At 62.6% G+C, this 12755-nt stretch carries 10 protein-coding genes; 4 read left to right on the plus strand and 6 right to left on the minus strand.

The genetic code is table 11. The features are described 5' to 3' along the window. Positions 1-155: 155 nt before the first annotated feature. Both ahpC and prpR read right to left on the minus strand, forming a co-directional pair. Positions 156-719, minus strand: a complete 564-nt coding sequence (gene ahpC, locus SB753_RS02295) for an alkyl hydroperoxide reductase subunit C (RefSeq protein WP_020067922.1) — start codon at positions 717-719, stop codon at positions 156-158. Between the two features lie 123 nt (positions 720-842). Continuing rightward, positions 843-2843 (minus strand): propionate catabolism operon regulatory protein PrpR, encoded by a 2001-nt coding sequence (gene prpR / locus SB753_RS02300; protein ID WP_410798768.1) that lies wholly within the window; start codon positions 2841-2843, stop codon positions 843-845. Between the two features lie 206 nt (positions 2844-3049). Here prpR and SB753_RS02305 point away from each other — a divergent pair, with 206 nt between their 5' ends. From SB753_RS02305 to SB753_RS02315, 3 genes are all read left to right on the plus strand, one after another. Then, complete coding sequence (locus SB753_RS02305) at positions 3050-3931, plus strand: oxaloacetate decarboxylase (protein ID WP_020067924.1); 882 nt, start codon at positions 3050-3052, stop codon at positions 3929-3931. Positions 3932-4337: 406 nt separating this feature from the next. Then, entirely contained in the window at positions 4338-5777 is a 1440-nt protein-coding gene (locus SB753_RS02310; protein WP_410798770.1) for an MFS transporter, read from the plus strand. A gap of 18 nt (positions 5778-5795) precedes the next feature. Continuing rightward, the gene (locus SB753_RS02315; protein ID WP_410798772.1) at positions 5796-6242 is read left to right on the plus strand and encodes a GNAT family N-acetyltransferase; all 447 of its coding nucleotides are present in this window, start codon (positions 5796-5798) and stop codon (positions 6240-6242) included. Positions 6243-6284: 42 nt separating this feature from the next. Here SB753_RS02315 and SB753_RS02320 read toward each other — a convergent pair whose 3' ends face one another. The 4 genes from SB753_RS02320 to SB753_RS02335 form a co-directional block, all read right to left on the minus strand. Beyond that, positions 6285-7181, minus strand: coding sequence for a 2OG-Fe(II) oxygenase (locus tag SB753_RS02320; protein WP_410799603.1), 897 nt, complete (start codon positions 7179-7181; stop codon positions 6285-6287). Between the two features lie 55 nt (positions 7182-7236). Then, complete coding sequence (locus SB753_RS02325) at positions 7237-7716, minus strand: nuclear transport factor 2 family protein (RefSeq protein WP_410798774.1); 480 nt, start codon at positions 7714-7716, stop codon at positions 7237-7239. A 161-nt stretch (positions 7717-7877) separates the two neighbouring features. Then, positions 7878-9326, minus strand: coding sequence for a nicotinate phosphoribosyltransferase (locus SB753_RS02330; protein ID WP_410798775.1), 1449 nt, complete (start codon positions 9324-9326; stop codon positions 7878-7880). Between the two features lie 157 nt (positions 9327-9483). Next, a complete protein-coding gene (locus SB753_RS02335; protein ID WP_410798776.1) occupies positions 9484-9783 on the minus strand; it encodes a hypothetical protein in 300 nt (99 codons plus the stop codon). 1401 nt (positions 9784-11184) lie between these two features. On the opposite strand from SB753_RS02335, the gene SB753_RS02340 reads away from it, so the two are divergent. After that, on the plus strand, positions 11185-12636 hold the full coding sequence (locus tag SB753_RS02340) for a sigma-54-dependent transcriptional regulator (RefSeq protein ID WP_088173740.1): 1452 nt from the start codon (positions 11185-11187) through the stop codon (positions 12634-12636). Positions 12637-12755: the final 119 nt, after the last annotated feature.

Raw genomic sequence — 12755 nt, forward strand, 5'->3', positions numbered from 1 at the left:
GATTCCGTGACGATGGGGTGTTGGGTTCCCGGCCCCGCCTGTGTCCGATAGAACACAGGCGAACCGGGGACGCGCGAACCGCTGTAAGAAGCGGCCCGCACGCCGATGCGCCGCTAGGGCGCTAGTACTGCCTGAGGCTTTGAAGCTGCTGAACCTTAGATCTTGCCGATCAAGTCGAGCGACGGGGTCAGCGTTTCAGCGCCCGGCGTCCACTTGGCGGGGCAGACTTCACCCGGATGTGCTGCGATGTATTGCGCAGCTTGCACCTTGCGCAGCAGTTCGCCAGCGTCACGGCCGATGCCGTTGTCGTGGACTTCGCACAGCTTGATCTCGCCTTCCGGGTTGATCACGAACGTGCCGCGCAGCGCCAGACCTTCTTCTTCGATCAGCACGTCGAAATTGCGCGAGATCGCGAGGGTCGGGTCAGCAATCATCGGATACTTGATCTTCTGGATCGTGTCCGACGTGTCGTGCCATGCCTTGTGCGTGAAGTGCGTGTCGGTCGACACGCTGTAGATTTCAACGCCGAGCTTCTGGAAATCGGCGTAGCGATCGGCCAGGTCACCCAGTTCGGTCGGGCAAACGAACGTGAAGTCGGCCGGATAGAAAACGAAAACCGACCACTTGCCCTTCAGGCTTTCTTCAGTGACGGTCACGAAATCGCCGTTGTGATAAGCCTGTGCCTTGAACGGTTTGACTTGACTATTGATGATCGGCATTTACTGAGTCCTCTTTCTGAGTGGTTGGAAAGTGGAGTCAGTATGTCAGACAGCGCTTAATAGGTAAAGTGGATTGTTTTAATTATATTGATAGATTTGTGCTATCTGATCCGGCCCCGTCGGCTATCGCGCGCCATCCGCTTTAAGCAGCCGCCACAGCGTCGTGCGGCCGATGCCCAGCGCCCGGCTTGCCGCTGCACGGTTGCCGCCGCAGCGTGCCAGTGCTTCCAGTGCGTCGTCGCGGCTCGGCGCGGCACGGGCGGCGCCAGGCGTGGCGGCGTCTGCGGAAATTCTAACAAGCCTCCCGTTGCCGCCCGCTTGCTCCATACGGCTGAATTCGGGAAACAGCGCCAACAGGTCGGGCTGAACGTTGCCGTCAGGATCGACGCGCTGCTCACTCGCTGCATCGCCGAGATAGATCGCTGCGCGCGCCAGCAGATTTTCCAGTTCCCGCACGTTGCCTGGCCACGCGTAGCGCTCGAAGAGCGGCGTCAGAAACTGCAGAACCCGGTCGCTTGCCGCTTCAGACAATCCATATTGGAGCGCATTGCGGCTTAACAAGTGCCGCGCCAGCAAAGCGACGTCGGCGCGCCGCTCACGCAGCGGCGGCAATTCTATCTGAAGCAGATTCAGACGAAAATACAGATCCGCGCGAAACCCGCCCTCGTCGACGAGCGCGTGCAGGTCTCGGTGCGTGGCGGCTATCACCCGCACGTCGATGGGTGTCGCGCGGCCCGAGCCGAGCTTCATCACCTCGCGTTCCTGGAGCACGCGCAGCAGCCGGCTTTGCAGCGCGGGCGGCATTTCGCCGATTTCATCGAGAAAAATAGTGCCGGTGTGAGCCATTTCAAACAGGCCGGGCTTGCCGCCGCGCCGCGCGCCGGTGAACGCGCCTTCCTCGTGACCGAACAGTTCGCTTTCGATCAGCCCCTCGGGAAGCGCCGCGCAATTGAACGCGACGAACGGATTGCCGCGCCGCGGGCTTGCATTGTGGATGCCCTGCGCCACCAGTTCCTTGCCGGTGCCGCTTTCGCCGGTCAATAAGACGGTGACGTCGTGCGCCGCGCCGGCGCGCGCGAGCCGGCGCACGCGTTCGAGCGCCGCCGATTCGCCGATCAGATCGTCCAGCCGATGCCGCGCAACCAGATGCATCGGCCGCTGACTGGTGCGCAACGACCGGTCGATCCGCTGCGCGACCAGCGCGTCCTGCACCGTCACGACAACGCCCGAGCGCGCGCCCTGCTCGACTATCGGCACACAATTGACGATCAGCGAACGCTCGCCGATCTGCTCGATGCGCTCGTCGAGCGCGCCGTCGCCTTGCAGCGCCTTGCGCAGCCACGGGCCGACCGTCCGCGCGAGTTGCGCCGAAACGTCCCGGTCACGGTCGAGGCCCAGTAGCTCGAGCATCGCGGGGTTGACCGCTTCGAGCTGGCCTGCGTCGTCGAAGGCGGCCACGCCGTCGCGCAGATGCGCGACGATCGTGTTCAGGCGCACGCGCTTCGACTCCTTCTGGCGGCTCACGCGCGCGAGTTCGACCGAGCGCTCGAACGCTTCCTCGACGGCCCCAAGCGAGTACAGGAACACGCTCTCCAGACCCTCCTGCTGCGCGAGATCGCAAGCCATGCCCGGCCCGATGATTACGCGGCAGCCTTCGGCGGCGAGATCCCTCACTGCGGTTCTGACTTCATCGACCGAGCGGTAGGCGCGCTGTTTCAGGCCGACGCTCAGCCAGCCGCTGAGATCGGCCAGTTCATGCGAGATCGTTTCGTGCAGCACGAGCCCGATCGGCTCGTTGGGCCAAACGGTGGTGGCGCGGGTGATCGCGCTCAGGACGTCGAAGCCGTTCACCTTCACCATGACGACCGGCACGCTCAGGTGGTCGCGCAAATACGCGCCGTTTGAGCCCGCCGCGAGGACGACGTCGACGGAGCCCGCGTCGACGTATGCCTGCAACGCGGTGACAGCGGAGCCATAGCCTTCGCGAATCGAGAAAAATCTCGCGCGGCCGGCGTAGCGCGGCGCAATCGTCTCGCAAAGCGATTCGAGGCGGCTGATACTTACCAGTGCAATCCCCGGGCGGCTCGAATCAGCGTTGACAAGAGACGGCGCAAAGGTCGACATGTGAAACGCTCCAGAAGAGGCAGTTGAAACGTTCCACAATCGTTTCAGGAAACGTTTCATGGAACATTCAACCATTCTGCCACGAAACGCCGATTGCGAGCCTCGCTTCACTAAGCGATTGATTTCACGACGTTACTTGTCAGCGCCGACTCCTTGGCATACTTTCTGCCTTTTGGAGGCCACCCTTTTCTCTGGAGACACCCGCCATGACAACTTCCGCCGCGCGCCGCGCCGCCTTCCGCGCCAAGGTCAACGAACGCCAAGGCCTGCTCGTGCCGGGCGCCTTCAACGCGATGAGCGCTCGTGTTATCGAGGACGCCGGTTTCGAGGCGATCTACATCACCGGCGCGGGCGTCACCAACATGTCGCTCGGCTTGCCCGATCTCGGCTTCATTGGTCTTGCAGAGGTCGCCGAGCACACCGCGCGAATCCGCGATGCGGTTGCGCTACCGCTGATTGTCGACGCCGACACCGGCTTTGGCAACGCGTTGAACGTACGCCAGACCGTGCGCGTGCTGGAGCGCAGCGGGGCCGACGTGATCCAGTTCGAAGACCAGGTGATGCCGAAGAAATGCGGGCACTTTTCCGGCAAGGAAGTGATCGGCGCCAGCGAAATGGCAGGCAAGATCCGCGCGGCGGTCGACGCTCGCGAGGACGGGAATCTGCAGATTATGGCGCGCACCGACGCCGCGGCAGTCCACGGTATCGAAGACGCGATCGAGCGCGGTCATCGCTTTATCGAGGCCGGCGCCGACATTCTCTTCATCGAAGCGACGGAGTCGCTGGCGGACATCGAGCGTTTGCCGTCGCTGTTCGACAAGCCGCAGTTGATCAACATCGTGATCGGCGGCAAGACACCGGTGCAATCGCGTGAAGCGCTCGCGAAACTCGGCTACGGCATCGTGCTGTACGCAAACGCCGCCTTGCAAGGTGCGGTGCTCGGCATGCAACGCGCGCTCGGCAGCCTGAAGAGCAACGGTCGCCTCGACGAGGACGCGACGCTCGTCGCTCCGTTCAGCGAGCGCCAGCGTCTCGTGAACAAGCCGTTGTATGACCGGCTGGACCGCGAATACGCGGCGAAGGACTGAACCGCGGGTCGTATCGAAACGTGTTTGCTGACGGCCGGGCACGGCACGCGACGTGCTCGGCATGAGTCATACATGAGTCAGCACGAGTCAGTGCGCTGTTTGGACCGGACGCATTGGTCTGTGCCACGCATCACCTATGCAGCGCCCCCGATTGCGATAGGATTCAGAGCCGGCGATATATCACCGCGGCACGCGCCCAGTGCAAGTCATTCTGCTAGCAGCATGACCGACGCGTTCCCCCGGCCCCGCTCCTGTCGCTCGTCCGCTTTGCAGGGACGGCGAAAACACGTATTCGAGAGAAAGTCAAAAACATGAAGTGCATAGCATTGCGTATTTCGCGTGGAATTCGCCCATGCGTTCGCGGCCTTCGCGACGCCCACACGCACGCGCTGGCGGGGGCCATGCAATGAACGCAAGCAGCACGCCTCTGAAGCATGCCGGCCGGTTGCCGTATATCGTCGCGGCGACGTTTTTCATGGAATATCTCGACACCACGGTGATCGCGACGGCGCTGCCGCAGATGGCGCACTCGTTCGGCGTCGGGCCCAACAGCATCAGTCTCGGCATGACGGCCTACATGCTGGCGCTGGCGATTTTCATCCCGGCGAGCGGCTGGGTCGCCGACCGCTGCGGCTCGCGCACCGTGTTCTTCAGCGCGATCGGCGTGTTCACGGTCGCCTCGGTGCTGTGCGGGCTGTCGCAGAACGTCGCGGAATTCACCGCCGCGCGTTTGCTGCAAGGCATCGGAGGCGCGATGATGGTGCCGGTCGGCCGGCTGATCGTGGTTCGCAGCACCGAGAAAAGCCGCATGATGCAGGCCATTTCAACGATAACGTGGCCCGCAATCGCCGCGCCGGTAATCGGCCCGCCAGTCGGCGGCTTCATTACCACTTATGCGTCGTGGCGCTGGATTTTCCTGCTCAATGTGCCGTTCGGTCTCGCGGCCATGGCCGTGGCGCTCGCGTTGGTGCCCAACCTGCGCGGCAGCGAACGCAAGCCGCTCGACGTCGTCGGTTTGCTGCTGAGCGGCACCGCGCTCACTGCGATTCTGTACGGCGCGGAACTGGCAAGCCAGCCCGCCGAGAACCCGTGGATCGGTGGGGCGATCATCGTCCTGGGCCTGGTGGTGGGCGCCGTCGCATTCCAGCATGAGAAGCGGCATCCGCATCCGTTGATCGACGTTTCCACGCTGAAAATCCCTACGTTTTCGGTCACGGTGATAACGGGCTCCTTCACGCGCATTGGCATTGGCGCCGTACCTTATCTGATGCCGCTGCTGTTCCAGGTCGGCTTCGGCTTGTCGGCGTTCAAGTCCGGGCTGCTGCTGCTCGCCAGCGCGCTCGGCAATCTCGGCATGAAGGCGCTGACCACGCGAATCTTGCAGCGCTTCGGCTTTCGCATGGTGTCGATCGTAGATGTGACGGTGGCCGGCATTTTCATCATCGCGTGCGGGTTGCTGACGCCGGACGTTCCGCTTGCGCTCGTGCTGATCGTCGTGTTCGTGTACGGCGTAGCGCGCTCGATGCAGTTTTCGACACTCGCCACACTGGCTTACGCCGACGTCGCGCAGCCGCAAATGAGCGCGGCCAGCACGCTATGGAGCGCGGCGGCTCAGATGACCATCGGTCTCGGCATTGCGTTCGGCGCGGTTTCACTGCGGGCCGCGGCGTTCTTCAACGGCGAGACGACGGGCCGCGTGTTCACGCTCGACGATTTCCGCCTCGCGTTTTTGCTTGCGGGCGTATTGACGCTCGTGTCGGTGATCGGCTACATGGGTCTTTCACGCGATGCTGGCCAGAGCATCGGCGGCGGTTCGCGCGGCGCGGAAGGCCCGGCCAAGGGTTAACAGATTTCAGGAGACGGCGTGGCGACCTCTAATGAACTGAGCGAACTTGAAATTTCCAGCGACAAGGACAAACTCGACGTCGCAATGGTGCACGCGTTTCTGTCGCAGGAAACGCCGTGGGCGAAGGGCATGCCGCGCGAAACGCTCGAACGCGCGATTGCCGGGTCGCTGTGTTTTGGCGGCTATGTCGCGGGCAAGCAGGTCGCGTTTGCGCGCGTGGTCACGGATCACGCGACGTTCGCGTACCTGTGCGATGTGTTCGTGCTGCCCGAGTATCGCGGCAACGGATACGCACACGCGTTGCTCACGCAACTTTTCGCGAGCGAGTCGCTGCAGGGTTTGAGGAGAATCATGCTGGCAACGACAGACGCGCACCACGTCTATCGGCCACACGGGTTCAAGGCTTTGTCGAACCCGGCGCTGTTCATGGAAGTACACGACCCGGATGTCTACGGCAGCACCTGAGCACGAAGTTCAAATGCGCCAACGCGCGCCCAGATATTGAAATCAGACGTACGCGCGTTCGCGCACCCACTTGGTCATGATCCACTTTTCGCCGGCAAGCACTGGTGCGCCGCCGTGCAAGGTCAGCGGATCGAGTTGGCGCTGGCGGTTCATGTAGCGGAAATACACGGCACCGCCCCGGTTCGCCGCCACCGACAAGCCCGCTTCAGGAAAAATCGTTTCGCCGCCTTCAGGCACGTCGTTCAGATAGATGACGAGCGTCGCCACGCGCTGGCCGCCGCGCGCCGTATGGACCGCGCTGCCCGGTTGATCGGGCGGGAAATAGTCGTAATGCGGCCGGTATTCGCCGGTCGGGCCATAGTGCAGAACCTGCAGACCTTCGCCGTTCTCGACCGGCCAGTTCATCAGGCTCGCAATGCGCTGTTCCAACCTTTCGATCAACGGGTCTTCGCCGCGTTGATACCAGATGCCCTCACTCGTGCGGTTGCGGATCACGTCTTCCTGACCGGTCGCAGGATTGACGGTGGTCGATCGTTTCAACCGATGCCGCGAGCGTTCGATCATCTCGCTGCACTCCTGCGCGGACAGCACGTTCGCGAACACGATCACCTGCGGCCGCTCGCAGCGCGCCAACACCTGCACGTCCCGGTCATGGGCGTGGATCGTATTGCCGTGCGCGACCGGCGCGTCGTCGTACCGGTATGTGTGTGGCGTCTTTTGCGGCAACGCCGCTTCGGTGCCGCCCGCCGCTGAGACCGCCCCTGTGGCTGCGCTCGCAACGTTCGCAGTACTCGATCCGAAGGCGGCGCGCACCGCTTCGCCGGCTGCCTCGGCGGCAAAACCGGCTTGCGTCATGGCCTCGATCATCGAGTCGATCGTGCAGCCACGCGCTGCGTTCGTGCGCAGCCATTCGTGCCACGCGGCATCCACTACCGGCATACGTGTCCCCGCTGATCGATGAAACAAGGATACTGCATCGGCCGCAACCCACGCGTCAGGTGTTATGGTCCTGGCGCCGATAGAGCGCAAGCCCTCTTCTCGCCCGCGACCGGATCGAGCGATGCACGAGCGGCGACCACCCGAGTAGCGCGCCTCGCGCGCCCAGCGCCTGACGCATCCACGCCCACAAATCGAAACTGTCGCGATGTTCGACGATCAGCCCATCGCGGAATGCAAAGCGCGCATCGATCTGGTTGACCACCGGCCGGCCCGTCTGGCTAAACACGTAGCCTGCGGTCCAATGCGCGCGGCCGCTATGTTCGTCGGCTTCGATGCTGTCGAATGTCAGCGAAAAATCCTGTGCGCGCGTGACGAGCATGCGCCACATGTCGCGCACTTCGTCGCCGTGCAGTTCACCGAATGCGGGGTCGCTGAAAACGATGTCGTCGGCGTAGCAGGCGATCATGGTGTCAGCGTCGCGCCGCTGGAACGCGGTGTAGAAGCGCTCGATCAGTTGGATATTGGAGTGGCTCATTGTTCTGGTATTTGCGTTGCCCGTATTGGAGCGCGAGTTGAAGCCGAGTCGCAGCCGAGTTGCACCCGCGTTGAAGCCGCGTTACAGCCAGCGATAACCGCTAACCGCAACTCGCCGGATTGTATCGAATCCTCGCCGCTGCGGGCCTGCATGCGCAGCCGCTATGCTTCGTGCGCATGCGCGCGAGCGCGGATTTCCGACAGCGATACGTCGACCAGCAGCTTGCCCGAATCGAATACGGTGATCATCGCATCTTCCCAATCGCCTTCGGCTGCCGCCGCGTTTACTGCTGGCGCGAGCGGCAGCGTCGCCGTGCGGTAGTCGCCCGTTCGACGGTTGCGCAACAGCGTGAGGCGTCCTTTCATCGACCGTTTGCTCGTGTCCGTGACCGGATCTTTCGATACGTCGTGCCATGTATCCCCGAGGCGGATCGCCGAGCACTTCATCGCAAATCGCTGAGTGTCGCGATTGATCTGCTGCAACAGCGCGCCGCCCATACCGAACACGATGTTGTCCGCCGCGAAACCCGCATGGTCCATTGCGGCGAGAATGGCCTCGAGCGAGTCTGGATTCACGCCGTCGCCCTGAATCACTCGCACGTTGTTGAGCACGCGGCGCCCCTTGCTGTTCAGCACCGATCCAAACGACGCCTCCAGCGCATGCAAGGTCTGCAAGACGATAGTTTGCGGATCGCCCGAATCCGGCCTGATGACGAGCGTGCCGCCGGAATCGAGCACGGCCTGCTTCAGATCGGTGCCCCAAACCTTGAGCGCCGCGTACAGGTCGTAGGAGTCCGATACCACCGAAACGATTGCGCCCGGTCTTGCGAACTTCGCGATCATGTTCCGATACGCGTCGGTCTCGCGCTCGCGGCCCCATGAGGTGACCGTGCTGTGCTCGGCGGCCGGCACCGAGAAAGCGGCCATGCTCTCGTTGTAGTAGTGATTCGCCGCGACCACGCCGAGCACCGTGTCGGAGCCCATGAAGCTCACGAGATGCGCGGCGCCGCCAATTGCCGCCGACTCCGCGCTCGACACGCCGCGCGCCCCGAAATCATGCAGCTTGAACGGCAGTTGCGTGAGGTCGTCGCTCGTCTTTGACAGATAGGCGTGAATCGTCTTGCGCAGATGCCAGCTTTGGGTCGCTACCGTGACCGGATACCACACGCGCAGCAGCATGGTTTCCAGATATGAGGCGAGCCAGAATACCAGCGGATCGTCGCACTCGACGGTGACGAGCACGTTATGCGTAGGCACCACCGAACCCTCGGGCACTGCGCGAATCCGCACCGGCAAATACCCGTTGTGATGCTCGACGATATGGTGCCAACCGGCTTCGTTGAACGGCTCGCCATGCGCGCTGAAAAACGCCTTCGCCTGTTCGATCATTGCCGCTGTGATGGGCCGGCACAGATACTCCTTGATCAGCATCTGCAGGCCGAAAAAGAGCGTGCAATCGTAGCGCCCGCCGCGCGATTCGATGTACGAGAACATCGCCGACGCTCCCGGCGGGTACTGCAGATAGTGCGATGCCTTATACGCGTCCGTGTTGAGAATCGGATTCGAGAGGATCGAAGAAATGCCGCTAAAACCGCTGGATTCGTTGGCCATGGAGGACGCCGCGCGCGGCTCGCTGACTGTGGCAGTCTCTACATGATGCCACGAAGCGTGAAGCGGCCAGCACGCGGGCGCAGCGGGTTGAATGTTCTGTCATTCGTTCGGATGCTCGCGCAAGCCACCCCCAACTCCCTCAACCCACCAGCAGCGCTCAGTCCGATTCGTCGTATTCCCGCTCACTTATGTCAGCATCGCGATCGGCGTTCCTCTCGCGCGAAACCGGCATCTCGTATGCATCGCGCAATTCCGGGCGCTGGATCTCCGCCTGCGCCTTGCGCTTCATTGCGTCGGCGATCACGAGCGTGAGCTGATCCACCGGCGGTGCGGCAAACAGTCCGCGCGGCGCACCAACGTGCACCCGGTAACGAAGACGGATAACTTCGCCACTACGTGCCGTGGCTGGATGGTCGTGGCGGTGTCTGCACACCGGGCCGATAACGTGCGTTTTCATGACATCCCCCGTTCGGTGACATGCTGACGGCTGCATGCAGCCTTCCAGGTCCGCCGTGCTCACGCTAAACACGCGAACACGGCGCCCGGTCCACCTCGCTTGTGCGCTTCTCTATGGAAGCTCTGGCCTTCTCCCCGTTTCGTCGCGCCGGTTGGTCCAGACCGTGCGCTGCCCTTTCCCCGTTTGCATGTCGCTCGCGCAAACGTTGCCGCGCGAGGTACCTGTCGTTATGTCTCCGCCACCTTCACCTCCACAGACGAAAAAATCGACGAGGTCAAAGATTTGCGTCGCCGGGTGGCGAACGACCGTTTCGCATCGGTCATTCGCCCCGTGTTATGTGACGTCCGCTTGTCCATGACCCCGCCGCAGCCTCGCAGAACGCATTGGCTTTCCCCGGCCGCGTCCGCGAGTCGTTGTGCTGCCGGTCGTTTTTTTCGACTTCCCCTCTCCCTCACCGACCGGCAGCAACAGATTCGCTGTGACTCGCTTATTGCAATGGCCATGCCATGCGGGTCGAAGTCCTGTGCCACAAGGCGTTTGCCGGCATGCGCGGCTTTGGCCGGTTTTTTCGCCGCCGTGCCATAGCTCCGATGATTCGTATACGAGACGCTCATCGAGGCCGCCATCGTGCGTAAAACGTCAATTGAACGCACGGAATATGCGCTTCATATAAGCGTCGACGCCGGGTACACCGCGCCCCTTCGCGGTTTGCGTTCAAGTTCTGAACGCAACTGCCGACATAGCAGCAGATAGAATCGATCCAGATTCCGTGGAAAACGCACTGTCGATTATGTTGCATACCTGAAACATCGAAATCGCATAACGGACCTGCTCGCTCAGGGTTCGTCCACGCGTTGTGTACTCCACCGCGCATAACGGGGCTTGACGTGTGCTGTCCGAACGGCTTCCGGTTATGCGCGCATTAGGCCGGCAATCGGGCAACTGTCCGGCCGCAATCGCGCCGCTATCAGCCGGAATCGAATAAACGCCCGTCAGGAGGGCAAACTGCCGGCTTCCTGATTTGTTTGTATAGCATTCCAAAGCGCTTTCGCTTATGTTTAAGTCACGCGCCGTTTAGAGCGCGATCAAAAAAGCCAAGGAGATAAGAAACGGTACAAGTGATTCGGGGATGAAATACTCCGGCCGGTGCAACGCGAAACGTTCACCTGTCTGCCGCCAATAGGCTGCACCTCGCAGTTCACGCTGCGCTGCTTGCCCCGCTATGATCTTACAGTCGATCGGCCGTCGCCCCAGTAGCGCAGTAGCGCCCGCGACGGCTCAGAGCTTCGTGCCCGGGTTTGCTACTTGGCTGCTGGCACAGTTATTCCGCATGCCCGGTCAGGCTTGCGATCCTTGACAACGTCGAACAGCAGTCTTGAAAGCAGCACCGAATCGGGGGTAATGAATATGACTTTCGCATCCGCGGACACCGAACGCACCGTTCTTTACGTGTCGAACTCGCCCGATAAGAAACTCGCCGACTTCCTCGCCGCATCCGCATGGCACGCCGTACACGCAAAAACCACCGCGAGCGCGGAACGCATGATCGAGCGCGACAATATCAAGGTCGGCCTCATTGAGCTGCCGGAAGACTGCACGTCGCAGCAACTGTCCGCCCTAGCCTCGTGCATGCGCCGGCCAGAAACGAACTGGGTCGCTCAAATCGCGCCGGGCCAGGCGGATGACGAACTGATCAGCCGTTTCATCCTCGATTACTGCTTCGACTTCGTCACCCGGCCGTGGCTCAATGAGCGGCTCGTATTCGCGCTGGGTCATGCGCACGGGCTGTCGGCGCTGCGACAAGCGCATGTAACGCCGGAACCGTCGCTCGGACGGCACGGCATGGTCGGCCAGTGCGAGGCTATGCAGCAGTTGTACCGGCGCATCGACAAATGCGGCACGACAGAAGCGCCGGTGTTCGTCGCCGGCGAGTCGGGCACGGGCAAGGAGTTGACCGCGCGCGCGATCCACGAACGCTCGCCGCGCGCCGGCCGGCCGTTCGTCGCCATCAATTGCGCGGCGATTCCGCCGACCCTGTTGCAAGCGGAACTGTTCGGCCACGAGCGCGGCGCCTTTACCGGCGCCCTTCAACGCAAGATCGGGCGAATCGAAAGCGCGCATGAAGGCACGCTTTTTCTCGATGAAATCGGCGACATGCCGCACGAATGCCAGGCCGTGTTGCTGCGCTTTCTGCAGGAAGGCACGATCGAGCGGCTCGGCGGCAATGGGCCGATCCACGTGAATGTGCGGGTCATCTCGGCAACACACGTCGACCTCGACAAGGCGGTCGAAGAAGGCCGTTTCCGGTCCGACCTGTATCACCGGCTGTGCGTGCTGCGCCTCGTCGAGCCGCCGTTGCGCGAGCGCGGCGGCGACATCAAGCTGCTCGCGAACTATGCGCTGAGCATGTACAAGCAGGACGGCGCGCGCAAGCTGCGCGGACTGTCTAGCGACGCGATCGTCGCGATGTCGAACTATGCGTGGCCGGGCAACGTGCGGGAACTGATCAACTGCGTGCGCCGCGCCGTCGTGATGAGCGAAGGCCGCTTCATCAACGCGAGCGACCTGGGCTTGCCCGAGACGGACAATGGGCCGGCCGTCACGCTCGCGGAAATTCGCAGCAAAGCCGAGAAAGACGCGATCGAACATGCGCTGCAGCGGCACGGCTACAAGTTGTCGGAGGCGGCGGCCGAGCTCGGCATTTCCCGCGCCACGCTATACCGGCTGATGCACGCGGATCGGCTGCATGCGGAACCGTCCGGCGGGCGCACGTCGAACGCGGACCTCGACGGGGACGCAGACGGCGAACGCGAGCCTCGCATGCCTATTCCTATGTCGGCGGCTTCTGCCTAGTTCGAGCGGGGTTTTTGGGCGGGCCGCAGCCCTCCGGCGATCGGCTGCGGCAAGTCTGCCACTGGCAGCAGCATGCCCGCATCGACCTCCCTGCCCGTCCGGGCAGTCAGGCTCCTACT

Source organism: Paraburkholderia sp. SIMBA_053 (assembly GCF_046534895.1).
GTDB classification, from domain to species: Bacteria; Pseudomonadota; Gammaproteobacteria; order Burkholderiales; family Burkholderiaceae; genus Paraburkholderia; species Paraburkholderia caledonica.

Excerpts from the sequence above, each read along its gene's own strand:
- SB753_RS02340 (WP_088173740.1), top strand. The coding sequence starts at position 11,185 with ATGAATATGACTTTCGCATCCGCGGACACCGAACGCACCGTTCTTTAC.
- SB753_RS02325 (WP_410798774.1), bottom strand. The coding sequence starts at position 7,716 with ATGAGCCACTCCAATATCCAACTGATCGAGCGCTTCTACACCGCGTTC.
- SB753_RS02330 (WP_410798775.1), bottom strand. The coding sequence starts at position 9,326 with ATGGCCAACGAATCCAGCGGTTTTAGCGGCATTTCTTCGATCCTCTCG.
- prpR (WP_410798768.1), bottom strand. The coding sequence starts at position 2,843 with ATGTCGACCTTTGCGCCGTCTCTTGTCAACGCTGATTCGAGCCGCCCG.
- SB753_RS02335 (WP_410798776.1), bottom strand. The coding sequence starts at position 9,783 with ATGAAAACGCACGTTATCGGCCCGGTGTGCAGACACCGCCACGACCAT.
- SB753_RS02310 (WP_410798770.1), top strand. The coding sequence starts at position 4,338 with ATGAACGCAAGCAGCACGCCTCTGAAGCATGCCGGCCGGTTGCCGTAT.
- ahpC (WP_020067922.1), bottom strand. The coding sequence starts at position 719 with ATGCCGATCATCAATAGTCAAGTCAAACCGTTCAAGGCACAGGCTTAT.
- SB753_RS02305 (WP_020067924.1), top strand. The coding sequence starts at position 3,050 with ATGACAACTTCCGCCGCGCGCCGCGCCGCCTTCCGCGCCAAGGTCAAC.
- SB753_RS02320 (WP_410799603.1), bottom strand. The coding sequence starts at position 7,181 with ATGCCGGTAGTGGATGCCGCGTGGCACGAATGGCTGCGCACGAACGCA.